This window comes from Acinetobacter sp. AOR12_HL (genome assembly GCF_027855275.1).
Taxonomy (GTDB): Bacteria; Pseudomonadota; Gammaproteobacteria; order Pseudomonadales; family Moraxellaceae; genus Acinetobacter; species Acinetobacter baumannii.
Genome location: NZ_JAKTIJ010000028.1, coordinates 27,575 through 51,849 on the forward strand (window position 1 = coordinate 27,575; position 24,275 = coordinate 51,849).

A 24,275-nucleotide genomic window follows, 5' to 3' on the forward strand; every position below is an offset into this window, starting at 1 on the left:
ACATTTTTTAAATTTATGACACAGGGTGTTTTTTATTCTTTACAATGGCTCCACTTCATTTAAAGCAGCTTGTGGTGCACGCTTTATATTTTATTTTTTTATCCCCATCGAAAAGGTATTTAGATAATGGATTTCAATACCCTTGACCAAGAAACGGTACAGAAAAAACAAAAGTTTCATCAAATTTTGTATGTACAGGTCATCTTTGCAATTATTTTGGGCATTTTAATTGGTCATTTTTACCCAGAACTTGGCGAGAGCTTAAAACCGCTTGGTGATGCATTCATCAAAATCGTCAAAATGATTATTGCTCCCGTAATCTTTTTGACAGTGGTTACCGGTATTGCCAGCATGACAAACATGAGTCGAGTTGGGCGAGTGACAGGTAAGGCAATGCTATACTTCCTTACTTTTTCTAGCCTTGCGCTTGTGGTTGGTATGATTGTGGCTAATATCATTCAACCTGGTAAAGGCCTAAATATTGACCCGGCAACCTTAGTCAACGATAAAGTAAATAGTTACGTTGAAAAGGCTCATGCTACAAATATCACTGACTTTTTCATGAATATTATCCCGCAAACATTAGTGAGTCCGCTTGCTGGTGGTGAAATTTTGCAGGTTCTATTTGTGGCAGTCCTATTTGGTATTTCTTTAGCTGCCTTGGGTGACCGTGCACGTCCAATTACTGATTTTTTAAATAACCTCACGGCTCCGGTTTTCTATTTGGTTGGCATGTTAATGAAACTTGCACCAATTGGAGCTTTTGGTGCTATGGCATTTACTATCGGTGCGTATGGAATTGAATCAATCGGTAATTTATTACTATTGATTATGACCTTCTATATCACGGCAGTGCTGTTCGTATTAATCATTTTAGGGGCTGTAGCACGCTACAATGGCTTTTCAATTATCGATTTAATTCGTTACATCAAAGACGAACTCTGGTTAGTTTTAGGTACAAGCTCTTCTGAAGCTGCTTTACCATCTTTAATGGATAAAATGCAAAAAGCAGGTTGTGAAAAATCTGTAGTAGGTCTAGTCATTCCGACAGGTTACTCATTTAACCTTGATGGAACTAACATCTATATGACTATGGCGGCTTTATTTATTGCACAAGCATGTAATGTTGATTTATCAATTGGTGAGCAGGTTGCATTGCTTTTAGTGGCAATGGTGAGTTCTAAAGGTGCGGCAGGGGTAACGGGCGCAGGCTTTATTACACTCGCAGCTACTTTATCGGTAGTACCTGCTGTACCAGTGGCAGGTATGGCGCTTATTTTAGGTATTGACCGTTTTATGTCGGAGTGTCGTGCATTAACTAATTTAATTGGTAATGCATGTGCAACCATTGTGGTTGCCCGTTGGGACAAAGCTCTGGACAAGGACGTTCTAGATAAAGCTTTACGCAAATCGAAAACGAATTAATTTTTTAATTCGAAATAAAAAACCTGTAGCAACTGGCAAATCGGGAGAGGTGCTGTGTTACAGGTTTTATTATTTAATGATCAAAAAAATATAATTTAAAAACTATATACTCATTAATAGTTATTAAGGAAAGCCACTATAAAAATTTCACAAATTTTCGTATAGAACTACTTTTTAAAAAGCAGAACTTTTGAGTTATCTCCACTATAAAAATAGTATACAAACTCGCCTGGATTTATGCTTTTAAGTGATCCTCAAACTCTTCACCTAATTGCATGGCTAAAGCATTACCTGCCAAATCACAGGTCACTAAGCCATATTCTTTTTTAAAACTGAAAGTAAAACCTTTTCCATCAGCAAGGTTTTTAACCGAATACCCTAATTTTTCTAACCAAATACGGAACGCAATTAAATTTTTCGCTTTAACAACCTTTTTCACGTGAGAACTCCTTCTATCCGTGTCTTACACCTTATTTATTAATAGGGATTTACTCGAATTTTTTAAAGGGGGAAAACTTTGTTTTATTTTGCATCTTGTAAAAAAAGTAAAATAGATAAAGCAATATCCTTCATTTTATAAATTTATTAAGTTTTTATGTAATTAATCTGAATGTTTATAAATTTTAAGTTTTTGTTTTTTATATAGATTTTAAAATAATGATATTGGGTTAAAATTTAATCAATTTAAATTAATCTAAAATCAATAAATGTAAAAAATAATTTCATGCAACATGCTTTATTCAAAAAGATACAGTTCTTAAAATTAAACTGTATCTTGGTTGAAAGCTTATAATTTTAAAAATTGTCTTTTAAGCTACGTAAGTGAGCGAACTCATCTACACTTTCAGCACGCAAAAAGGGATTTGTTGCTAGTTCAAGTTCAATACTACTTGGCAAGGTAATTTTACCTTCTTGACGAAGCATACGGACTTGTTCAGCACGTTCTTGCAGTGCGTGGTTTTCAGGCTCTACACTCAAGGCAAATTCCGCATTAGAAAGTGTATATTCATGTGTGCAATACACTTTGGTTGCAGTGGGTAGTGCAGCAAGACGATTTAGTGAGTGGTACATCTGTTCTGCTGTACCTTCAAATAGTCGCCCGCATCCCATTGCAAATAAGGTATCTCCACAAAAGAGGGCATTAAGCTCTTCAATAAAATATACAATATGACCTAAGGTATGGCCTGGTGTTGCAATAATCTCTACTTTTAAATCATTAAATTTTAGATGATCATCGTGTTGTAAGGGATGAGTAATGCCAGGGATTTTACTTAGTTCATCTCTTGGGCCATATACCGCCATAGGCGTGTTAGCCGTTAAATCAGCAACACCACCGATATGGTCTTTATGCCAATGGGTAAGCCAAATCTGTTTTAAAGTTAATTGATGTTCTTGGCAAAAGTGGGTGACTAACTCAGCCTCTGTTGGATCAACTGCAACAGCTTCATGAGTCTCAGTATCTTCTAAAATCCAGATATAGTTTTGTAGGGCATTTTGCACATCAATATAATGAATTCTATAACGCATTTTTTTATCCTGAAACTAAATCCAAAAGCAGTATCTACGGGCTAATTTTGATAATAACAGAAATTACCTTGAGTAACCTGTCTAATAAAATGCTCTATAAATTAGACTCTCTAAAATAAAAAAGCCCTCATGGAAGAGGGCTTTTGTAGGAGTTCAATTAGCGCATTTTTGCGAGCCAATTTCCTAGCATTTGAACGATTTGTACCAAAAGTAATAATACAATAACCGTTAAAATAACGACGCTTGTATCAAAACGTTGATAGCCATAAGAAATTGCCAAGTCACCAATACCACCAGCACCAACTGCACCAGCCATAGCGGTTGCACCAATAAGGCTAATCGTAGCAGTCGTTAAGTTCAAAATAAGCGAACTACGAGCTTCAGGTAAGATAAAGCGCGAAATAATCTGCCAAGGAGTTGCACCCATAGCTTGAGCAGATTCGATAATTCCTTCATTTACTTCAAGCAGGGAAGTCTCAATAAGACGTCCCATATATGGTCCAACGTAAATTGTTAAAGGAACGATCGCTGCCCATGTACCAATTGAAGTTCCTACCAATAATTTGGTCAGTGGAATAACTGCAATAAGTAAAATAATAAATGGCAGAGAACGTAAAGCATTTACAATTGGGTTGAGTAAATGATAAATGAATTTATTTGGCAAAATGCCTTCTGGGCGGGTTACAAGTAGAATAATCCCTTGAATGAAGCCCCAAATACCACCAAATAAAAGCGCAAAGAACACCATATGGAAGGTTTCTTGCAATGCAGTTACAAACTGGTCAATTGAAAGAGAACTGTGCCAGAAAGGTTGAGTAAGTTCAGTTAACCACTGTACGATTAAATCTCTCATACTTGATCTCCTGATTGAACTACACTCACTTCATTTTTCTCTAAAAACTCAATAGCCTGACGAATCAACTGTGGATCACCTAAAAGCTGTACAAACATCTGACCAATGACGGTGCCGTTAATTTCAGTCATATTGGCAAATAAGATATTTAAACTAATATCAAATTGTTTAATAAGCGACTGAATCACAGGCTCTTGTGCTGAACGCCCTAAGAACTGTAAGCAATAAATGCTGTGATGATGCTGGTTTTCCAGTTGATTTAAAATATTTACAGGCAACTGCTGATGTAAAACAGTTTGTATAAAGTTTTTAGTTGTCGGATGTTGTGGATTACTAAAGATATCAATGGTTGAGCCTTGCTCAATCACTTTACCAGCTTCCATGACAGCAACATGGTCACATACAGTCTCAATCACATCCATTTCATGAGTTACCATGACGATTGTGATTTTTTGCTCTTGGTTAATTTTCTTTAATAATTCTAAAACCGACTTTGTCGTTTGTGGGTCGAGGGCAGAGGTGGCCTCATCACACAAAAGAATTTTAGGGTGGTTGGCTAAAGCACGAGCGATACCAACACGTTGTTTCTGACCGCCAGATAATTCATCCGGATAAGCATCTTTTTTATGCTTAAGATCAATGAATTCAAGTAACTCATTTAAACGCTTTTCACGTTCTGCTTTGCTGTAATTTAGCAGACGCATTGGCATTTCAATATTTTCAGCAACTGTTTTGGTTTGAAGCAAATTGAAGTGCTGAAAAATCATACCAATATTTGCACGTTCCTGACGTAATGAACGCGCATCCAAAGCAGTGAAGTCCTTTTGATTAATGATAACCTGACCTTCATTTGGTCGTTCAAGTAAGTTAATCAGGCGGATTAAAGTACTTTTACCTGCACCACTATAGCCAATAATGCCGAAAATACTGCCTTCAGGAATTTCCAAATTAATTTGGTCCAGTGCACGTATAGTTTGGCCTTTAAGCTGATAGTGCTTTGAAATGTTTTTAAATTGAATCATGTCGTCAAAAACTATGCTAAAAAGAAAAAACAGGCAAAGAGTCTTTGCCTGTTTCGCGTTGCAGCTATTATATTACTATTTAGCTTGCGTGAGGTAGCTGATTGGCTGATTCACGTCAACTTTTGTACCACCAAAGTGTTGTTCAACGTATTTTTTAACAGCTTCGGTGTGGTAAAGCTGACCAACTTTCTGAAGAACAGGGTCATCTTTACGTGATTCAGCAGTTGCAAGAATATTTACATTCAGCTTTGTACTTTGGTCAACTGGCTCATAATAGATAGAATCTTTAAGCACATTTAAACCACCTTCCATTGCTAAAGTATTACCTAAAACAATTGCATCAACTTCGTCTTTTACACGAACAGCAGTTGCCATTTGAATTGGTTTGATATCAATTTTCTTGCTGTTGTCAGTAATATCGCTTGGAGTGCCTTTCGCTGGATCAAAGTCAGCTTTAAGCTTAATTAGACCTGCGCTTTGTAATAATAACAATGCACGAGCTTCGTTCGCTGCATCATTAGGAATAGCAATGCTTGCACCTTGAGGGAACTCATCAACTTTTTTGTATTTACTCGAGTAAATACCCATTGGTTCAAGATAAGTTGTAGCAACAGGAGCAATCTTATCTTTATTTGAAGCATTAAATGCAACAAGGTAGGCATAAGATTGGAATGCATTTAGGTCAACTTCTTTGTTTGCAGTAGCTGTATTCATTGCAACATAATCAGTGAAGTTTTTAACCTCAAGTTTAAGACCGGCAGCTTTAGTTTCCGGTAAAGTTGCAATATAGCGCCAAATATCAGCGTCAGAACCAGTTGAAGCAATGACTACAGTTTGTAACTGAGCAGAGTCTTTGCCATTTTGTGGTTCATTTTGCTGTTTGCCGCAAGCTGCAAGTAATACTACAGACACGCTTAAAAAAAGACTGATCAGCTTTTTCATGTAAAAAAAGTCCTGATTATGAGAGATCTCAACCATTCGGGTTGGCTCTCAGCTGGGAAAATTGGTGATGTTGAAAGTTCCAACGGTTTAACCAATCATAACAATAAAAACATATTCAATATAGTGGACATGTTTCGATCTTATTAATCAGAATTGAATAAAAATTAAGATTAATATGAATATTTGTGATAAGTGAATAAGCAAAATAAAAAAGCCCTCATAAGAGAGCTTTTTTACTATTTAAATTTTTATTCAGCTTTTTCACGAGCAATAGCACGGTAACCAATGTCACTGCGGTATTGCATACCTGTGAAGGTTACTTGCCCACATACTTCTAAAGCATTGATTTGTGCTTCAAGAACGCTGTCACCTAGAGCAGTCACGCAAAGTACACGTCCGCCAGAAGTAACGATATGGCCATCTTCACGAGTAGCAGTGCCTGCATGGAAGATTTTAGTATCTTCTGGTGATTGACCGATACCTGAGATAACGTCACCTTTACGCACGCTGTCTGGGTAACCTTCTGCTGCAAGTACAATACCGATTGACTTACGCTCATCCCATTCTGCTTCGCTTGGTAAGTTACCTGCGATACCTGCTTCAACCAAATCAACAAGAGATGACTTCAAACGCATCATGATCGGTTGAGTTTCCGGATCACCGAAACGGCAGTTAAACTCAATTACGCGTGGTTGACCTTGTTCATCAATCATTAAACCAGCATATAAGAAGCCAGTATAAACATGTCCATCAGCAGCCATACCATCAACAGTTGGGCGCATAATTTCATTCATTACACGCTCAAAAACGTCTGGAGTCACAACTGGAGCAGGAGAGTAGGCACCCATACCACCTGTGTTAGGACCTTGGTCACCTTCAAAAATACGTTTGTGATCTTGTGAAGTTGCCATTGGTAAAATGTTTTTACCATCAATCATACAAATGAAAGAAGCTTCTTCACCAGCAAGGAACTGTTCAATTACAACACGTGAGCCTGCATCACCAAATTTGTTGCCTGCAAGCATGTCATCAATTGCTGCAAAAGCTTCTTCATTGGTCATTGCAACGATAACGCCTTTACCAGCCGCAAGACCGTCAGCTTTAATTACAATTGGCGCACCATTTTTTTCAACATAAGCTTTTGCTGCATCAACTTCCGTAAATACTTCATAAAAAGCAGTTGGAATGTTGTGTCGTTTTAAAAAGTGCTTAGCAAATGCTTTTGAACCTTCAAGCTGTGCTGCATATTGAGTAGGTCCCCAAATTTTTACGCCTGCTTCACGCGCAGCATCAACAACACCATTTACTAATGGAGCCTCTGGACCAACAACAATCAGTTCAACATTATTTTCTTTAGCAAAAGCAATAATTGCCGGGTTGTCTAAAATATCGAGCTGAACGTTAACGCATTTTGGTTCTGTTGCAGTTCCTGCGTTACCAGGCGCAACGAAAACTTGAGTAACTTTGGCATCTTGCGCGATTTTCCATGCTAAAGCATGCTCACGACCACCACTACCTAAAACTAAAATATTCATTTTTAATTTGTTCCTTAACTTTAATCCTTTTTCATCCCCCTCTATTTCTCAAGGTGGAGAAATAGTTCCATTATTGTGGAAAACCCTCCTGAATAAAAGGAGGGTTAGGGAGGACTAAATTTAAATTAGTGGCGGAAATGGCGCATACCAGTGAAGACCATTGCAATGCCAGCTTCATCAGCAGCTGCAATAACTTCTTCATCACGCATAGAACCACCCGGTTGAATAATGCATTTAATGCCAGCTTTTGCTGCATTATCAATACCGTCACGGAACGGGAAGAATGCATCAGATGCCATAACTGCGCCTTCAACAACCAGACCAGCATGCTCAGCTTTAATTGCTGCGATACGTGCTGAGTTAACACGGCTCATTTGGCCTGCACCTACACCAATAGTTTGACGGTTTTTCGCATAAACAATAGCGTTTGATTTTACGTATTTCGCAACTTTCCATGCAAAAATAAGGTCATCAATTTCTTGTTCAGTTGGTGCACGTTTAGTCACAACTTTAAGATCATCTTTAGTAATCATGCCCAAGTCTTGGTCTTGAACAAGTAAACCGCCGTTAACGCGTTTATAGTCAAGTTGTGGAGCACGTGCATCAATTGCAGGTAATTCACCACATACTAAAACACGAACATTTTTCTTCGCGCCAGTAACTTCAAGTACACCATCAGCAATACTTGGAGCAATAATTACTTCAACGAATTGGCGGTCTACAATTGCTTGGGCAGTAGCAACATCTAACTCACGGTTAAATGCAATAATACCGCCGAAAGCAGATTCTGGATCTGTTGCGTAAGCTAAATCATAAGCAGCTTTAATACCGTCTAAAGAAACGGCAACACCACAAGGGTTAGCATGTTTTACGATGACACAAGCTGGTTTTGCAAATGATTTCACGCACTCAAGGGCAGCATCAGTATCAGCAATGTTGTTATAAGACAATTCTTTGCCTTGTAATTGTTTTGCAGTAGAAACAGAAGCTTCTTTTGCATTTGCTTCAACATAGAAAGCAGCAGATTGGTGTGGATTTTCGCCGTAACGTAAATCTTGTGCTTTGTTTAATTGGGTGTTGAACGTACGAGGGAATAAATCTGCTTCACCTTCGGCCTTACCAACGCGAGCGCCTAAGTAAGAAGCAATCATGCCGTCATATTGAGCTGTATGTTCAAATGCTTTAACCGCTAAATCGAAGCGTGTTTCGTAAGAAAGTGAACCAGAAGCTTTTAATTCGCTAATAACTGTATCGTAATCTGAAGCATTTACCACAATACCGACAGATGCATGGTTCTTAGCAGCAGCACGTACCATTGTTGGACCACCGATGTCGATATTTTCGATAGCATCAGCAAGAGAACAGTTAGGTTTAGCTACTGTAGCCGCAAATGGGTAAAGGTTAACGACAACTAAATCGATTGGATCGATGTTGTGTTCTTGCATAACAGCTTCGTCTAGACCACGACGAGCCAAAATACCGCCATGAATTTTTGGATGTAGTGTTTTAACACGGCCATCCATCATTTCCGGGAAACCGGTATGTTCAGATACTTCAACAACAGCAATATTATTATCTTTAAGCAACTTGTATGTGCCGCCTGTAGATAATAATTCTACCCCTAAAGCTGCAAGGTTTTGAGCAAATTCGACAATTCCTGTTTTGTCTGATACAGAAATCAAAGCACGTTTAATAGTCATGATGTTCAAGTCAACAATTTCAAGTCTACGGATTAAAACCAATTAGAAGCACAAAAAAAATGCCCACGAAGCCGTGAGCATTTTATCATTTATTCACTCATTAAACCGTGAGCTTTTAACTTTTTACGTAAAGTGCCACGGTTGAGTCCAAGAATTTCTGCGGCACGTGTTTGGTTACCACGAGTATATTCTAGAACTACAGATAAAAGAGGTTTCTCCATTTCTGCTAGCACCATGTCATATACCTGAGATGGTTGCTCACCTTGCAATTGTGCAAAATAATGGCGAACTGCGCGATCCACGTGGATGCGAAGAGCAACATCAGATTGTGCAGTAAAAATAGGAGATTTGCTATTCATGCGAGTTAATCCGAAAATCAAATACTAGCTTGGGTAAAGTAGTATATAAATGTGGTCTAAAAATACGGAGTCCTGTTTTAGATCCTAAAACAGTGACTCTAAAACATAAGAACAATTAGCTTGCCATATTTCTTCGTATTGAGTAAAAAATAAGCGTAACAATAATTAAATATTTGTTACAGCCCCCTCAAAAACAAAAAAAGTTAGGCTATGCGCTTAATGTAGAAAAGCACACATGCTTAACAGTATATTTTTTGAATTGAGAGCGAGGAGTATATGAGTCAAAGCTTTCGTGGCGCGTATCATACCATTGTCTAGGAAAAAGTGAGCAAATTAACTGCATTTTTTTTTAATTTTTTTTCACTTTTTTTACAAATTAGGGGTGGACAATTTCTAATCGATAATTTACTAGGCTTTTTTTGCTTTTATTTAGCTCAACTTGGAATCTAAAAGGTGTATTGGTCGGAATACGTTGAATACCCCGTAAATTTTCGACCAAGTATTGTTGAGGGGTAAAAATGATTTCTTCTTGATCGGTTTCTTTGCCAAAGCTGAGTTTTAGGTTGGGCAACTCAATACTTTTATTATTCTGATTTATGAGAACACCTGAAAGTTGAGTATGCTCTGTACCAATTTTACGTAGCTTTACTTTTTCTATATAAAGAAGTTGATATTGTTCAGCTGACTTGTTGCAATGCAATATTTGACAAACATAATTAAATGCATGGCTAATCGCAGGGCTTTGTTGCATGAGTTTAGGGTTAAACCAAAGAATCTGAAAAGTAAAAACCAAAATCAGAATCAGATTTGCAGAACTCCAAAGCGTATAGTACAACCAGCTATGCTTTTTACCGTTATCTTGTTCAGGAGAGGTTGCTTGCTCAGCCAAATTAAGATTAGGAAGAGCATTAATAGGTTCATTATGGAAGTAATTTAAATTATTCAAATAAGTCAAAAGATCAATATTAGAGTTTTCAACTTTTTGATCAAAGATATCTAATACATGAGAATGGGTCATATATCGTGTTTGCATAGAGCCATGAGCTAAAGCAGATGAGTTTACCGTTTCCGGCTGCTCAACATTTACTAAATTAGTCAGAGCATTAAAATTTAAATTACATTTAGGGCAACAAACCATACCCTGAGCAACAGTTAACTGAGTAAGAGAAACTTTATAAACTGTTAGACACTTAGGGCAGCGGGTTTGTTTTTCATTCATGAGTTAAAACATCTCAATTTGTTGTTTTACGTTTTCCTGAAATGCGGCACCAGTTTTCTTCGCGCTTTTCGACATCTAATATATCAAAAAATTCAGAATAAACACCTGAAACATCAGCAACTTGCTCTTCAATTACACCAGCAAGTGCGAAATCACCATCAGATTTAAGTAATTTTGCAAACTCTGGCGCAAGTACCATTAAAGGACCCGCTAAAATATTTGCGACTAAAACATCTGCTTGTTGAGGTTTGAATTCTTGATCAAACTCTTCAGGAAGACCTACATATAAACGGTCTAATACACCATTGAGTTCTGCATTTTGTTTAGTTGCTAAAACTGCTTGTGGGTCAATATCTGTCGCATAGACTTTCTTAGCGCCTAATAATAAAGCTGCAACACCTAAAATGCCTGAGCCACAGCCATAATCAATCACGATCTTATCTTTAACATCAGTTTTACCTAACCATTGTAAGCATAAGAAAGTACTTGCATGATTACCTGTACCAAAAGCAAGGCCTGGATCAAGCTTAATATTTGTAGCATCTGCTTCTGGTGGCTCTAACCATTCAGGAACAATCCAGAATTTTTCCCCAATCTGAATTGGTTCATAATAATCCATCCATGCGCGTTCCCAAACTTGATCTTCAAGTTCTTCATGACGCATTGGCACATCTGGAAGTTGTGCTTTTAAGAAAGCTTCTAAAGTATCAACATCAATTGGGTCTTGTTCGTCTTGTTGGTAAATACCAGTAACAATGACTTTGTTCCAGAGTGGTGTTTCACCTGGTAATGGTTCCAGTAAAGCCTGATCTTCGGCATCATCCAAAGTTACGCTTACCGCACCTAGAGACATTAAAAGTGTTTCTGTGAATTCAACTTGTTCTTGATCAACGGTAATGTGTATTTGTAACCACTTCACGAAAAGGACCTAAAATTTTATTTAAAGGCATATTGTAGCCGACTAGAGTAGTTTAAAAAAGAAAACGGCCCATCTTTAATGGACCGCTTTTTAAAAATGATGATGTGATATAGGAGAATATAAAACGATTTCTCTATATCTTAAGTCAAAACTGTATTAAGGAGCAGGGGCCTTGAATTGTAATTTGCCATTTTCGTTCGGCTGGCAAGTACCATTAAAAGTTACACCGTTGTGATTGTAAGAAACCCATTCACCTTGCTGTTTTTTTGCACACACTCGAATTTGTTTTTGAGTTTCAGCTTTGCTCGTATCAGCAGCGTGTGTAAAAGTTACGCCTGAAAAACAAATTAGAGATGCTGTTAAGATTTTCAACATGGTCGTTTTCATTTTGTGTTCCTTCTAGTTGCGTTAATTTTAAAGTCATAGAAGTGCTGTACGTTTTTTATTCTAAAATGAAAAAGTTTTAAAAACATTCACTTTGTATTGAATTCATGAAACAAAATGTCAAAACATGTGGCTTACCGTAAATCATGTCACGACAATTTTGTAATTATGTACATCTATAAGCAGATAATTTTGCTATAATGTTCCGTCTTTTTTTTCTGGTGTTTTTGTACTCATGCACTATCCTAAAGTTTATGATGTTATCGTTATCGGTGGCGGTCACGCAGGTACGGAAGCGGCGCTTGCTGCTGCGCGTATGGGACGACAGACTTTGCTTTTGACCCATAACATTGAGACTTTGGGTCAGATGAGCTGTAACCCAGCGATTGGTGGTATTGGTAAGTCACACTTAGTTCGTGAAATTGATGCGCTTGGCGGTGCAATGGCTTTAGCTGCCGATAAAGGCGGTATTCAATTCCGTATTTTAAACTCGCGTAAAGGTGCTGCAGTACGTGCAACGCGTGCTCAGGCTGACCGTGTTCGCTATAAAGCTGCGATTCGTGAGACCTTAGAAAACCAAGCAAATCTTGATATTTTCCAACAGGCGGCTGATGACCTGATTGTTGAAGGCGATACAGTTAAGGGTGTTGTGACCCAAATGGGTATCCGCTTTGATGCAAAAACTGTTGTGTTAACTACTGGTACATTCTTGGGCGGTGTTATTCACGTTGGTTTAGAGAAATCAAGCGGCGGTCGTGCTGGTGATCCTCCTTCTATTGCTCTTGCTCAGCGTCTTCGTGAGTTGAAATTACCGGTAGGCCGTTTAAAAACAGGTACACCTCCACGTATTGATGCACGTTCAGTTGATTTTTCTGTTATGACACCACAACCAGGCGACTTCCCGTCTCCGGTAATGTCGTTCATGGGTGATGTGTCTATGCACCCAGAACAAGTGAACTGCTATATCACGCATACTAACGAAAAAACTCATGACATTATTCGTGGTGGCTTAGACCGTTCACCAATGTATACCGGTGTCATTGAAGGGGTAGGTCCACGTTACTGTCCTTCAATTGAAGATAAGATTCATCGTTTCTCTGATAAAGACTCGCATCAGGTATTCTTAGAGCCAGAAGGCCTTGATACACATGAGCTTTATCCAAATGGTATTTCGACTTCATTACCATTTGATGTTCAGTTTGAACTTGTGCGCTCGATTCGCGGTATGGAAAATGCCCATATCTTACGTCCGGGTTATGCAATCGAATATGACTATTTCAACCCGCAAGCTTTGAAATTTACCCTAGAAACCAAAGCAATTAACGGCTTGTATTTTGCAGGGCAAATTAATGGTACTACCGGTTATGAAGAAGCGGGTGCCCAAGGTTTACTTGCAGGCTTGAATGCTGCACGCCGTGCATGGGAACAAGAAGAATGGACACCTAAACGTGACCAAGCTTATATGGGTGTATTGGTTGACGACTTGATTACCCTAGGTACGAAAGAGCCATACCGTATGTTCACTTCACGTGCGGAATATCGTTTGATGTTACGTGAAGATAATGCCGATCAACGTTTAACAACTATTGGTCGTGAGCTTGGTTTAGTTGATGATGTTCGTTGGGCAGCTTATTGCGAAAAAATGGAAGCTGTTGAGCGCGAAACATCTCGTCTACAACATTTATGGGCGGCACCTAACAACCCAATGGGTAAAAAGTTTGTTGAAATGACAGGTGCTGATTTAAGTAAAGAATGTAGTGCGATTGACTTGCTTAAACGTCCTAATATTAATTTTGGCCAAATTGCGGAACTTACAGGTTCTGAAGTATCACAGCAAGTCGGTGAGCAAATTGAAATTGCTGTTAAATATGAAGGTTATATTAACCGTCAGCATGAAGATGTAGCTCAATTAAAACGTCTTGAAGAAACTAAAATTCCTGCTGATTTTGATTATGACGTCGTTTCAGGTTTATCTCGCGAAATTACTCAGAAGTTGAAAACAGTTCGCCCGGAAACATTAGCTCAAGCGAGCCGTATTCCTGGTGTTACCCCAGCTGCTGTTCAGCTTGTAATGATCACGATTCGTAAAAATAATATGACGAAAAAAACGGCTTAATTATTTAAGCGTGTAAAAAAGCCCGGTTAAGACTGGGCTTTTTTATTTTCTGATCAAAAAATATCTGGAATTTTCCTAAGCATCAAAAGAGATTTTGCATCCTTTTTTTCTTATTTCACAAGTTTTAAAGCGAAAGTTATATTAAATTCACGTTCAAACAAGAGGGCTTTAAACATGACAATGAAATCAATTCGCTACAATGGATATGAAATGGCATGCCAATACTCATGTTCAACATAGCGCAAAAGAAAGAGCAGATCATTTTTGGTGGGGGAAAACATATTGATCTGAAAATAAATAAAAGTATAAATGCCAATATAAAATTAAGAAAATTACAATTCAAAATCTAAAGAGAACCATATGGTTCTCTTTTTTATATCTACTGATTATTTGCTATCAGGCTCAATTTCTCGCACAGCATTGTGTACTTGGACTGGCTCAATATGAAGCAGTTTTTTACCAAAACTCCGTAACCACCATACGAGTTGGGATGTAAATGGAACGGTCGCCGTAACTTCGACAATATTTTCTTCAATTGGGGTAATGGTCTGATCTTTACTTAACTGACTTTCATAAAAAGTTTTAGCAGTTTGCTCGGTCATGGTTAAAGTAAGCTGAATAGATTCAGTGGGTTGGTTGTAATCTACTCTGAAACCTAAAGCCCCTGAGTCAATATAATGGTCAATATCGAAATTGACAGGGTGTAAAGCCCGACTTTCTAAAACTTTAGCAGATTTGAATCGGTGCAAGGCAAATGTTTGTACTTCAGTTTTATCATGGCGAGTACAAATTAAGTAAATCACAGCACCTTTTTGGACCAAAGCAAGAGGATTTAAAATATAAGTTTTATCTTCGCCTTGATTTACACGGGCCCGATAGACGCACTCAATCTGTTTGTCTTGTAGTAGACCTTCATAAATTGCCTGCTGAGCAGCACGGTCCACTACAGGTGGAATAAGCGGTTGGCTTGCTGGCACAATACGGACACGATTAATCCACTGTCTCACATTATTTTGTGTAGACAGACTACGTTTTGCTAAATCAAACCAAGGCCCCATCTCATCAAGTAGACTGGGTGGAAGTAAATGTTTGAGATGTTCCTCAACCATCATAAAGGTTACAGCTTGAGAGCTTGTCATATGCGGTAAGCTTTGAATTGGTGCATCTGATTGCCAACGCCAGCCTTGAGGTACAGCTTTATTACTTTCAATTGGAAAACGCTGAGCAATTTGGTTTAAATCACGCTGAATAGTCCTTAAACTGATTTCAATACCTTCACGCTCAAGCATTTCTTGCAATTCTCGAGTTCCGATCCATTTACCGGTAGGAAGGCGAGATAGAATCTGCCATTGGCGATATAAACTATTTGAAGTTTCTTTTTCTGTTACAGACATAAGCGTAATACATCTATATCCAATTGCTTTGGTGTCAACACAATAAAAAAACTTTACAGATTTAGCAAGTTTGTCAGATTCGGTTTATATCAGCTTTTACAATCAATGTTAAAATTTAGAAGAAAGTTATAACAATGATATTCAATAAGCATTATAGATATATAAGTGGCACTGAAATTGCTTATTTAAAAATGAAATATAGATAAATGATAAGACGAGGTTGCTATGTCAGAACAAGAGAAAGACCTACAAGCCGATATTGATTATTTTTTACAGGAACAGGCGACCAACGCATTACTTAACCAAACTTCATTTATAGAAAATCTTTCCGTACAGTCGAACCTATTTGAACAACTAAAATCGCAGTTTTTTAATGAGATGTTAGATGATGCAACATCTAACGGTATGGCCTCTAAAAAAATTGAACAATGGCTGAGCATTCGTACTTTGGATGAGTTGAAACAATTAAATGCGGAGGCTAAGCAACATTTTCTCTATCACGGCATTACATTTAACGTATACGGTGATAAGGAGGGAGTGGAGAGAACGATACCTTTTGATCTCATTCCAAGGGTTATTGAAAAAAAACAGTGGGAAAAAATCGCAGCTGGCAGCGCACAGCGAGTTAAAGCGCTCAATTATTTTTTAGATGACATCTATCATGGGCAACATATTTTAAAAGAGCAATTAATTCCGGAAAGTCAGATTATTTGTCATGAGGCTTTTCAGCCCCATATGCTTAAACACACGCTTAAAGGCAAAATTTATTCTCAAATTAGCGGAATAGATATTATTCGTGACAGTGAAGGCGAGTTTTTTGTACTTGAAGATAATTTAAGAACACCATCTGGCGTATCTTATATGATTGAATGCAGGAATATTAGTCAGCAACTCATGCCTGAGCTCTGCGCTGCTAACAATTTGCAAGGTATTGAACACTATCCAAGCTTATTAAAAGAAATACTTCAAGAAAACTCTGAAGTTGATCAGCCTTTTATTGTGGTCTTAACGCCAGGACGTTTTAACAGTGCTTATTATGAACACGCTTTTTTAGCACGTGAAATGGATGTGCCACTGGTCACCAATCGAGATTTATTTGTAGAAAATGATCAAGTATTTGTAAAAACGATTCGCGGCCGTCAGAAGGTTGATGTGATTTATCGCCGTTTAGATGATGATTTTTTAGACCCACTTGCATTTAGACCTGATAGTGCTTTAGGTGTGGCAGGTTTAATGTCTGCTTATTTACAAAAAAATGTAGTGATTGCCAATGCGCCCGGCACTGGAGTAGCTGATGATAAATCGATTTATCCATATGTTGATCAGATGATCCAATATTATTTGGGTGAAACACCAATTTTGAAGAATGTACCTACTTACCAGTGCCGTGAGAAAGAACATCTGGACTATGTACTGGCTCATTTAGATCAATTGGTCATTAAAGAAGCTCAAGGATCGGGTGGATATGGCATGTTAATTGGTCCTAAAGCAAGCTCATGTGAAATTGATGAATTTAGACAAAAACTGATTGCTACGCCGCATGAATATATTGCCCAGCCAACATTGGCTTTATCGGTTGCACCGACTTTAACTACAGCAGGAGTGGCTGAGCGCCACATCGACCTACGCCCGTTTGTACTCAGTTCTCCTTATCGGACCGAAATTGTGCCCGGAGGTTTAACACGAGTAGCCATGCAGGCAGGTTCTTTAGTCGTTAACTCCTCACAAGGAGGAGGTATTAAAGATACATGGGTTGTTGAAACGCTACATTCTTAATGGTTGGTTAAAGAGGAAATTTATGGTTTTACTCAATTCGAGTGCGCACCACATTTATTGGTTGGGTCGTTATTTAATGCGAATTCAATTTGCTGTATCACATTTGCCATTTACAGATGATGCTAAAGCAGCCCAATTTGCAGCAGCATTTGGGCTAGTCATTGATCAAGCAGAATTACTGAATTGCTATATGTTGGATACGAAACAAACATATTCGTTACTGAATCAGTTCGCTATTGCTAAAGATAATATTCAAGAGTTAAGAGGAATATTATCTTCAAATGCCTATGCAGAATTAAATCATGCGATTAAGGGAGTTCAAGCTCATCCTGACTCATTAAAGCCGGCTTTAGCGAAATGTAATCAAATACTTGATGCTGAACATGAAGATATAGCGTTATTCCTGCATTTAGGACAAAAGATAGAATTATTTGATATACAACTACGTTTTCAGCAAGACCTTACACAGCTCTTGCAGGAGCTAGAAAAATTACTTCAACAGCTGAATGACTTAGGATGGAATAAATTAACCCAACCATGGCAATTATTAAAAGGTCATCCAAATTGGGAAGCTTATTATAATTTTACCCAGCAGTTGGAATATATGTTCGAGGCATAATTATGAAATTGATGGTTAATCATCAAACGCATTATAACTATACTGAAACTGCTAAAAACAGTATTCAGTATATCAAGATGATGCCTCAAACATCGCTGCATCAACATGTTATGAATTGGGCAATCAGTGTACCTGGTGACAAGACGCTCAAAAGAGATATTTTTAATAATATTTGGATAACGGCTAGCCAGCGTTATGAGTATCAGCACCTTACCTTTATGGCGCAAGGCATTGTAGAGCTTCTAAATACAGAAATAGGAGGAGTAGATGTATCTATACCAATAAATCTATTTCTCCAAAGTACAGAGGCTACTAAATATGATGCTGAAATGTTGGATTTTGCCCAGAGAATTGTAACTGTCAAAGATCGACAACATATTGCTTTGCTCAGTGAAAATATTCTGCAAAAGATGTCATATCAACCGGATAGTACATCTGTTCATACAACGGCTACGCAAGCCTTTCAGGCAGGTCAGGGGGTGTGTCAAGATCATGCACATGTTTTAATCGCTATGTGCCGTGCGTTACAATTACCAGCACGTTATGTCTCTGGTTATCTATTTGATCAAAATTCTCCACACCTTGCCAGTCACGCTTGGGCGGAGGTATTTTTAGATAATCAGTGGTATTGTTTTGATGTGAGCAATCAATTGTTTACACCAAAGCATCATATTTATCTTGCTGTTGGTCGGGACTATCTCGATGTTGCGCCCATTAGGGGAGTGCGAGAAAAAGGTGGTACTGAAAATATGATGTCTGTGGTTCAAGTGCTGGCTTGTTGAATGTAAAGAGAACGAAATGACCTATTGTTGTGCGTTGAGATTGGAACAGGGTTTGGTGTTTATAAGTGACACTCGAACTAATGCCGGGGTCGATCATATTTCTGTGTTCCGTAAACTGCATACTTTTGGAGTAACGGGAGAGCGGTTTATTGCCTTGCAAACAGCAGGCAATTTAGCAACTACACAAGCGGTTATCGGGCATTTGCAAAATGCACTTATTTTGCAACAAGAGCCTAATTTATATAGCATTAATACTATGTTTGAGGTGGCTGATCTAGTCGGTAAAACCTTGAAAAGCGTTTTAGAAGATATCAGTTCAGATACCCAAGAACAAATGAATTATGCCTGTAGTATTTTAGTGGGTGGGCAAATCAAAGGCGGAGATATGCAGCTTTATAATGTTTATCCGCAAGGCAATTTTATTTGTGCCACCACAGATACGCCTTACTTTCAAATTGGCGAAAGTAAATATGGCAAACCTATTTTAGATCGAGCTTTATATTATGCGATGCCATTAGATGATGCTCTTCGTTGTAGTTTAATTTCATTTGATTCTACATTGCGTTCTAATGTCTCTGTTGGTTTGCCGTTAGATGCATTGGTTTATAGTAAAGATAGTTTTGTGATCCCTATGGGTAAGCGAATTACTGAAGATGATCCATATTTTTCACAAATTAGTCGTCAATGGTCAGATACGTTACGCCGTGGTTTACAGGAAATGCCAAAACCTACAGATGATTATTGGCGCTAAAATTTATTCAAAAAAAATCCAAGCAGTGCTTGGATTTTTTATTTAGTGAACTTTAAGTACCCTGACGGACTGGGCGAGAACTTAGACGGCAAAGTAATTCATAGCCGATTGTGCCATTTGCTTCAGCCACATCATCAACTAAACGGTAATTTCCCCAAAGTTCAACTTGGGTGCCAAGTTTTACTTGAGTATTTGTGACATCAATCGCAATCATATCCATACTTACACGGCCCACAACTGGGCAAAGTTTGCCATCAATAGCGACAAAATTTTGCTTAATATAAGCTCTTGGATAACCATCACCATAGCCAATAGAAACAATGGCGATATCCATAGCCTGTTGAGCACAAAAAGTAGAGCTATAACCTACGTGTTCACCAGCTTCAATATGGTTTAACGCTATTATTTCTGCAGTAAAAGTCATGACAGGTTTCAAATCAAGATCATGCACTGTTTTATCTGCAAAAGGTGAAGCGCCGTAGAGCATAATACCAGGACGTACATAGTCAAAATTTAGTTCTGGCCATTTAAAGATGGCAGCTGAATTACAGCATGATGCTAAAATTGGATCGCAAGTTTCTTTAATATGCAAAAATTGCTGTTTTTGTTGTTCATTTAAAGGGTGGTCTACATCTGCATTTGCAAAATGCATAGCAAGTACACATGTAAAACCTTCAGACTTTAATGTCTTAATCACTTCAATAATTTCTGGGTTTTTAAAACCTAAACGGTTCATACCGCTATTTAATTTAACCCATACTTTTAAGCCTTGGGCAATATATGCTTGTTTGTGTTTAATTAACCATTCAAACTGTTGTTGATGGTGAATGACGCATTCAAATTTTTGTTCAATTGCGACGGGCATTTCATCTTCAGAAAATACCCCTTCAATTAAAGTAACTGGTTGCTCGAAACCAAGTTCACGGATTTCTAATCCTTCTTGTAGGCAGGCTACACCAAAGGCATCTGAGGCATTTAAGGCTGCTAAACAGTCTTTGACTCCATGTCCGTATGCATTGGCCTTTACCATGCTTACGATTTTTGAATTTGCTGCGAGTTGTTTGACACGGTTTAAATTATATTGAAGCGCTTGGCGATCAATATAAACTGTTGCTTGACGCACCCTCATTTACTCCTTTGGGCTAGAGATAGAGTTTATTCTTCATCATCATATTGGCTGTAATACTCAGGAGAGAGATTACTAAAACGAGTATATTGGCCTTCAAAGGCAAGGCGAACAGTACCAATTGGACCATTACGCTGTTTACCGATGATAATTTCTGCGGTGCCTGCTTCTTTCGATTCTTTGTTATAGACTTCATCACGGTAAATAAACATGATTAAGTCGGCATCCTGTTCAATCGCACCAGATTCACGTAAGTCAGACATTACTGGGCGTTTATTCGGTCGGTTTTCCAGACTTCGGTTAAGCTGAGATAGTGCAATCACAGGACAGTTCATTTCTTTAGCTAAAGCTTTTAAGCTACGTGAAATTTCCGAGATCTCACCAACACGGTTGTCACCCATGCCCGGAACTTTCATCAACTGTAAATAGTCGACCATGATACAGCCGATTTTACCATCATGCATTTTTGCAATACGTCTAGCTCGGGCACGAACTTCAGTAGGTGGTAAGGCAGAGGAATCATCAATATACAAATGCATTTGTTGAAGTTGCAGAATGGTACCCGTTACTTTAGTCCATTCATCAGCATCCAAATTACCTGAACGTAAATGCCCTTGATGCACTTTACCCATAGCTGAAATTAGACGCATCGCAATTGAGTCTGCTGGCATCTCCATAGAGAAGACGAGAGCTGGGAGTTTATTGTATTGTAAAACACTTTCAACCAAGTTCATGGCAAAAGTAGTTTTACCCATAGATGGACGTGCTGCGACAATAATCAAATCACCCGGTTGCATACCAGAGGTTTTATTATCGAGCTCTAAGAAGCCAGTCGTTAAGCCAGTAATATTTCCATCTAATTTTGAAAGCTCATCAAGTTTACTAATCACATCGGCAGTTACAGAACTGATTGCTTTAGGACCAGAATCTTTTTTATTGTTGTTATGTTGTTCTGCTAAAGAGAAAATACTCGTTTCGGCTAAATCTAAAATTTCACTTACACCTCGACCTTTTGTGTCGTAAGCATTTTGTAAAATTTCAGTACTTACCTTAATCATACTGCGTAGTGTAGAAAATTCTTTAATTTTAGTCGCATAAGTTTCAAGATTATAGAAACTCGAAGGTGAGTCAGCCATAAGCTGCATCAAATATTCTTCACCGCCAATCGCATCGAGTAAGTTTTGTTTTAAAAGCCAGTCGTTGACCAAAACCGCATCATACGGTGAGTTTTCCTGTGCTAATTTTTCAATTGCACGATAAATATATTTATGACGAGTGGCATAAAAATCATTTTCTTTGAGTAAGTCACTGACTTGTTCAAAAGATTCAGCAACGGTCATCAGCGCAGCAAGTACAGCTTGCTCAATGGCTAAATTGTGTGGGGGAGTGCGAAACTCTTTAAGTTGGCCTGATTCACTCGTCTTATTTTCTGTTGGAGATGAAAGGGTTAAAGAAGTGGCATTCGCCTGAGACATAATTAGACCTGATGATAAAATGTGTACACAAAAAGGGTTTTAAGCCGAGAACTATCTTAAAACAAAACTAAATAAACTACCTAATTAAAAAACCAATTAAACTGAAGAACTGATCAGGAATTAATATATCTAATTTTATTGCTTAAATTTAAGAGATAAAAAAAGAGCATGCGTAAGCATGCTCTTTTTTTGATGAGAAATTACTCAGATACGATAGTAACGAGAACTTCTGCAACAACATCATGGTGCAATTGAATTGCGATGTTGAATTCACCAGTGTGACGAAGCGCACCGTTTGGTAAACGAACTTCTGCACGGTCAACTGTAAGACCAGCATTCGTTAACGCGTCAGCGATGTCACGAGTACCGATAGAACCGAAGAGTTTACCTTCGTCACCAGCTTTAGCAGTGATAACGATGTTAACTTCGTTCAATTGTTCAGCACGTGCTTGAGCAGCAGCTAATACTTCAGCTTCTTGCTTCTCAAGTTCAGCACGACGAGCTTCGAAAGCAGCAGTGTTAGCTTCAGTAGCTGCAACTGCTTTACCTTGAGGGATAAGGAAGTTACGGCCGTAACCAGCTTTAACTGATACTTTATCGCCTAATTTACCAAGGTTCTTAATGCGTTGTAATAAGATAACGTCCACAGATCACCTCACTTATGGTTGTCAGTGTACGGAATCAAAGACAAGTAGCGAGCTTGTTTGATAGCAAGCGCTAATTGACGTTGATAACGAGCTTTAGTACCAGTGATACGGCTAGGAACAATCTTGCCGTTTTCAGTGATGTACTGTTTTAAAGTATCGATATCTTTGTAGTCGATGTACGCAACATTCTCAGCTGTAAAGCGGCAGAACTTGCGACGACGGTAAAAACGTGCCATTGATGTTCTCCTTATTCAGCTTCTTGAGCAACTTGCTGTGCTTCTTCACGTTGAGCTTTACGCGCACGCTTTTCTTCAGCACTCTTAGCAAGCAATGACTCTTCAGTGATTGCGTGTTCACGACGGATGATAAGGTTACGAATGATCGCGTCGTTATAACGGAATAATTCTTCTAACTCATCAAGCGTAGATTGACCACATTCAACATTCATAAGAATGTAGTGCGCTTTGTGAATTTTGTTAATTGGGTAAGCCAATTGACGACGGCCCCAATCTTCTAAACGGTGAATTTGACCATCAGCTTCTTTGATCTGAGAGATATAGCGTTCAACCATACCTACAACTTGATCGCTTTGGTCTGGGTGTACCAAAAGTACGATTTCGTAATGACGCATTGTCAGCTCCTTACGGTTTAAACAGCCCCTAATAAAATTAGAAGCAAGGAGTCATAGCTAAAAATATAAATAGCTACGTCGCAAAAAATGCGAAGGCTGAATTATAGGTAAAAATTAGACTAAAAACAAATCTTTTGATGAGAAATATAAAAGTTATTTGAGAGAGGAGGAAATCCTCCCTTAATTAAAAGAGAGGAAGATTTGGAGCAGGGGATTGATAGGTAAAGCTAAAACTTAAACTTAGCAAAGTAATTAAGATTACTGAGTAAAGGAAAAAGCGTTTAGCCCAAAGTTGGTCGTTTTCGGCTTTAAATCCAATAATTGATAAATAAAACCAGTATGCGGTCAAAGCATTAAAGGTAATCAAGAAAAATACATTGGTGTAGCCAAAACAATATAACCCATTCAAAACAGCTGCAAACAACAGGATATAGATTACACATTCAATTTTCGTGCGATAAATGGAACGTGCTACAGGCAAGATAGGAATTCCCGCATTTTTGTAATCATCAAAACGATAAATTGCAATTGCCCAAGAGTGAGGCATTTGCCATAAAGCGTATGCTAAAAACAAAAGCAAGGCTGCCACATCAAATTGATGAGTTACTGCTGTATAACCAATAACAGGAGGGCTCGCTCCGGAGATACTACCAATGACGGTTTGATGGATTGAGATACGTTTAGTCCACAAACTATAAAAACCGACATAGACAATAAAACCAATCATTGCAAACAAAAATGCGTAACCATTTACACCAAACCACAAAATGCTAAAACCCATTACTCCGAGTACGAAAGCATATACAAGCGCAACAGTAGGAGAGATGGTTTTTTTAACAAGTGCACGGTTTTGAGTACGCTGCATCTTTGTATCAATATCTTGATCTATAACATTATTAACCACACAACCTGAAGCAACAACTAATGTTGTTCCAATGAGAGTGAGCAATAATAATAAGATGTCTATAGAGCCTTGGGCGGCTAAGAAGAAGCCGCCCAAGGTGGTAATGAAATTACCGAAGAGAATTCCTGGTTTAGTCAGGAATAAATACTTTTTCAACATGACAATCAGT

The 24,275-nt window shown here is 38.2% G+C and carries 24 protein-coding genes; 6 read left to right on the plus strand and 18 right to left on the minus strand.

The window, feature by feature from the left end:
- Nucleotides 1–126 precede the first annotated feature (126 nt).
- Nucleotides 127–1,425, plus strand: a complete 1,299-nt coding sequence (locus MKL36_RS14420; RefSeq protein WP_000347180.1) for a dicarboxylate/amino acid:cation symporter — start codon at nt 127–129, stop codon at nt 1,423–1,425.
- 235 nt (nt 1,426–1,660) lie between these two features.
- Here the strand turns inward: MKL36_RS14420 and MKL36_RS14425 are convergent, their stop codons facing one another.
- From MKL36_RS14425 to MKL36_RS14475, 11 genes are all read right to left on the minus strand, one after another.
- Nucleotides 1,661–1,864 carry a hypothetical protein gene (locus MKL36_RS14425; RefSeq protein ID WP_000758190.1) on the minus strand — a complete coding sequence of 68 codons (204 nt, stop codon included), beginning with the start codon at nt 1,862–1,864 and terminating at the stop codon, nt 1,661–1,663.
- Nucleotides 1,865–2,220: 356 nt separating this feature from the next.
- A complete protein-coding gene (gloB, locus tag MKL36_RS14430) occupies nt 2,221–2,952 on the minus strand; it encodes a hydroxyacylglutathione hydrolase (protein WP_001270564.1) in 732 nt (243 codons plus the stop codon).
- Between the two features lie 157 nt (nt 2,953–3,109).
- Complete coding sequence (locus tag MKL36_RS14435; protein WP_001205190.1) at nt 3,110–3,805, minus strand: methionine ABC transporter permease; 696 nt, start codon at nt 3,803–3,805, stop codon at nt 3,110–3,112.
- On the minus strand, nt 3,802–4,827 hold the full coding sequence (locus MKL36_RS14440) for a methionine ABC transporter ATP-binding protein (protein ID WP_000614025.1): 1,026 nt from the start codon (nt 4,825–4,827) through the stop codon (nt 3,802–3,804). The genes MKL36_RS14435 and MKL36_RS14440 overlap by 4 nt, the downstream gene beginning before the upstream one ends.
- A 75-nt stretch (nt 4,828–4,902) precedes the next feature.
- Complete coding sequence (locus MKL36_RS14445) at nt 4,903–5,769, minus strand: MetQ/NlpA family ABC transporter substrate-binding protein (RefSeq protein WP_000733779.1); 867 nt, start codon at nt 5,767–5,769, stop codon at nt 4,903–4,905.
- Between the two features lie 248 nt (nt 5,770–6,017).
- Nucleotides 6,018–7,304 carry a phosphoribosylamine--glycine ligase gene (gene purD / locus MKL36_RS14450; protein WP_001024112.1) on the minus strand — a complete coding sequence of 429 codons (1,287 nt, stop codon included), beginning with the start codon at nt 7,302–7,304 and terminating at the stop codon, nt 6,018–6,020.
- Between the two features lie 125 nt (nt 7,305–7,429).
- A complete protein-coding gene (gene purH / locus MKL36_RS14455) occupies nt 7,430–9,004 on the minus strand; it encodes a bifunctional phosphoribosylaminoimidazolecarboxamide formyltransferase/IMP cyclohydrolase (RefSeq protein ID WP_000153210.1) in 1,575 nt (524 codons plus the stop codon).
- A gap of 89 nt (nt 9,005–9,093) precedes the next feature.
- Nucleotides 9,094–9,363 (minus strand): DNA-binding transcriptional regulator Fis, encoded by a 270-nt coding sequence (fis, locus tag MKL36_RS14460; RefSeq protein ID WP_001086304.1) that lies wholly within the window; start codon nt 9,361–9,363, stop codon nt 9,094–9,096.
- Between the two features lie 376 nt (nt 9,364–9,739).
- Nucleotides 9,740–10,582: a zinc-ribbon and DUF3426 domain-containing protein gene (locus MKL36_RS14465; protein WP_001003277.1), complete on the minus strand. Its 843-nt coding sequence runs from the start codon at nt 10,580–10,582 to the stop codon at nt 9,740–9,742.
- A gap of 13 nt (nt 10,583–10,595) precedes the next feature.
- On the minus strand, nt 10,596–11,501 hold the full coding sequence (gene prmA, locus MKL36_RS14470; RefSeq protein ID WP_021511621.1) for a 50S ribosomal protein L11 methyltransferase: 906 nt from the start codon (nt 11,499–11,501) through the stop codon (nt 10,596–10,598).
- 156 nt (nt 11,502–11,657) lie between these two features.
- Entirely contained in the window at nt 11,658–11,888 is a 231-nt protein-coding gene (locus MKL36_RS14475; protein WP_000859008.1) for a hypothetical protein, read from the minus strand.
- A 232-nt stretch (nt 11,889–12,120) separates the two neighbouring features.
- Between MKL36_RS14475 and mnmG the strand changes: the two genes are divergently transcribed.
- On the plus strand, nt 12,121–14,001 hold the full coding sequence (gene mnmG, locus MKL36_RS14480) for a tRNA uridine-5-carboxymethylaminomethyl(34) synthesis enzyme MnmG (protein ID WP_000559183.1): 1,881 nt from the start codon (nt 12,121–12,123) through the stop codon (nt 13,999–14,001).
- A 386-nt stretch (nt 14,002–14,387) separates the two neighbouring features.
- On the opposite strand, the gene MKL36_RS14485 is transcribed toward mnmG, so the two are convergent.
- Nucleotides 14,388–15,395 (minus strand): helix-turn-helix transcriptional regulator, encoded by a 1,008-nt coding sequence (locus MKL36_RS14485; RefSeq protein WP_000117148.1) that lies wholly within the window; start codon nt 15,393–15,395, stop codon nt 14,388–14,390.
- Nucleotides 15,396–15,620: 225 nt separating this feature from the next.
- Between MKL36_RS14485 and MKL36_RS14490 the strand changes: the two genes are divergently transcribed.
- Genes MKL36_RS14490 through MKL36_RS14505 form a run of 4 tightly spaced genes read left to right on the plus strand, consistent with a single transcriptional unit; the run spans nt 15,621 to nt 19,323 of the window.
- Nucleotides 15,621–17,171: a circularly permuted type 2 ATP-grasp protein gene (locus MKL36_RS14490; RefSeq protein WP_021510402.1), complete on the plus strand. Its 1,551-nt coding sequence runs from the start codon at nt 15,621–15,623 to the stop codon at nt 17,169–17,171.
- 22 nt (nt 17,172–17,193) lie between these two features.
- The gene (locus MKL36_RS14495; protein WP_021510403.1) at nt 17,194–17,790 is read left to right on the plus strand and encodes an alpha-E domain-containing protein; all 597 of its coding nucleotides are present in this window, start codon (nt 17,194–17,196) and stop codon (nt 17,788–17,790) included.
- Nucleotides 17,791–17,792: 2 nt separating this feature from the next.
- Entirely contained in the window at nt 17,793–18,572 is a 780-nt protein-coding gene (locus tag MKL36_RS14500) for a transglutaminase family protein (protein ID WP_021510404.1), read from the plus strand.
- Nucleotides 18,573–18,588: 16 nt separating this feature from the next.
- Nucleotides 18,589–19,323, plus strand: a complete 735-nt coding sequence (locus MKL36_RS14505; protein ID WP_000220477.1) for a proteasome-type protease — start codon at nt 18,589–18,591, stop codon at nt 19,321–19,323.
- A gap of 52 nt (nt 19,324–19,375) precedes the next feature.
- Here MKL36_RS14505 and alr read toward each other — a convergent pair whose 3' ends face one another.
- The 6 genes from alr to cyoE all read right to left on the minus strand — a co-directional run bounded on the left by alr (nt 19,376) and on the right by cyoE (nt 24,265).
- Nucleotides 19,376–20,446: an alanine racemase gene (alr, locus tag MKL36_RS14510; RefSeq protein WP_031222453.1), complete on the minus strand. Its 1,071-nt coding sequence runs from the start codon at nt 20,444–20,446 to the stop codon at nt 19,376–19,378.
- A gap of 32 nt (nt 20,447–20,478) precedes the next feature.
- Complete coding sequence (gene dnaB / locus MKL36_RS14515; RefSeq protein ID WP_000075891.1) at nt 20,479–21,924, minus strand: replicative DNA helicase; 1,446 nt, start codon at nt 21,922–21,924, stop codon at nt 20,479–20,481.
- A gap of 200 nt (nt 21,925–22,124) precedes the next feature.
- Nucleotides 22,125–22,571 (minus strand): 50S ribosomal protein L9, encoded by a 447-nt coding sequence (rplI, locus tag MKL36_RS14520; protein ID WP_000382591.1) that lies wholly within the window; start codon nt 22,569–22,571, stop codon nt 22,125–22,127.
- Nucleotides 22,572–22,579: 8 nt separating this feature from the next.
- Entirely contained in the window at nt 22,580–22,807 is a 228-nt protein-coding gene (gene rpsR, locus MKL36_RS14525) for a 30S ribosomal protein S18 (protein ID WP_000090661.1), read from the minus strand.
- 11 nt (nt 22,808–22,818) lie between these two features.
- Nucleotides 22,819–23,202, minus strand: a complete 384-nt coding sequence (rpsF, locus tag MKL36_RS14530; RefSeq protein ID WP_001216679.1) for a 30S ribosomal protein S6 — start codon at nt 23,200–23,202, stop codon at nt 22,819–22,821.
- A 184-nt stretch (nt 23,203–23,386) separates the two neighbouring features.
- Nucleotides 23,387–24,265, minus strand: coding sequence for a heme o synthase (cyoE, locus tag MKL36_RS14535; RefSeq protein WP_021510406.1), 879 nt, complete (start codon nt 24,263–24,265; stop codon nt 23,387–23,389).
- Nucleotides 24,266–24,275 lie beyond the last annotated feature (10 nt).

Coding starts and splice junctions, on each gene's coding strand:
- MKL36_RS14475 (WP_000859008.1), bottom strand. CDS start 11,888: ATGAAAACGACCATGTTGAAAATCTTAACAGCATCTCTAATTTGTTTT.
- rpsF (WP_001216679.1), bottom strand. CDS start 23,202: ATGCGTCATTACGAAATCGTACTTTTGGTACACCCAGACCAAAGCGAT.
- gloB (WP_001270564.1), bottom strand. CDS start 2,952: ATGCGTTATAGAATTCATTATATTGATGTGCAAAATGCCCTACAAAAC.
- mnmG (WP_000559183.1), top strand. CDS start 12,121: ATGCACTATCCTAAAGTTTATGATGTTATCGTTATCGGTGGCGGTCAC.
- MKL36_RS14490 (WP_021510402.1), top strand. CDS start 15,621: ATGTCAGAACAAGAGAAAGACCTACAAGCCGATATTGATTATTTTTTA.
- MKL36_RS14440 (WP_000614025.1), bottom strand. CDS start 4,827: ATGATTCAATTTAAAAACATTTCAAAGCACTATCAGCTTAAAGGCCAA.
- rpsR (WP_000090661.1), bottom strand. CDS start 22,807: ATGGCACGTTTTTACCGTCGTCGCAAGTTCTGCCGCTTTACAGCTGAG.
- MKL36_RS14420 (WP_000347180.1), top strand. CDS start 127: ATGGATTTCAATACCCTTGACCAAGAAACGGTACAGAAAAAACAAAAG.
- MKL36_RS14495 (WP_021510403.1), top strand. CDS start 17,194: ATGGTTTTACTCAATTCGAGTGCGCACCACATTTATTGGTTGGGTCGT.
- cyoE (WP_021510406.1), bottom strand. CDS start 24,265: ATGTTGAAAAAGTATTTATTCCTGACTAAACCAGGAATTCTCTTCGGT.
- MKL36_RS14435 (WP_001205190.1), bottom strand. CDS start 3,805: ATGAGAGATTTAATCGTACAGTGGTTAACTGAACTTACTCAACCTTTC.
- MKL36_RS14485 (WP_000117148.1), bottom strand. CDS start 15,395: ATGTCTGTAACAGAAAAAGAAACTTCAAATAGTTTATATCGCCAATGG.
- MKL36_RS14445 (WP_000733779.1), bottom strand. CDS start 5,769: ATGAAAAAGCTGATCAGTCTTTTTTTAAGCGTGTCTGTAGTATTACTT.
- purH (WP_000153210.1), bottom strand. CDS start 9,004: ATGACTATTAAACGTGCTTTGATTTCTGTATCAGACAAAACAGGAATT.
- dnaB (WP_000075891.1), bottom strand. CDS start 21,924: ATGTCTCAGGCGAATGCCACTTCTTTAACCCTTTCATCTCCAACAGAA.
- purD (WP_001024112.1), bottom strand. CDS start 7,304: ATGAATATTTTAGTTTTAGGTAGTGGTGGTCGTGAGCATGCTTTAGCA.
- MKL36_RS14465 (WP_001003277.1), bottom strand. CDS start 10,582: ATGAATGAAAAACAAACCCGCTGCCCTAAGTGTCTAACAGTTTATAAA.
- fis (WP_001086304.1), bottom strand. CDS start 9,363: ATGAATAGCAAATCTCCTATTTTTACTGCACAATCTGATGTTGCTCTT.
- MKL36_RS14500 (WP_021510404.1), top strand. CDS start 17,793: ATGAAATTGATGGTTAATCATCAAACGCATTATAACTATACTGAAACT.
- MKL36_RS14505 (WP_000220477.1), top strand. CDS start 18,589: ATGACCTATTGTTGTGCGTTGAGATTGGAACAGGGTTTGGTGTTTATA.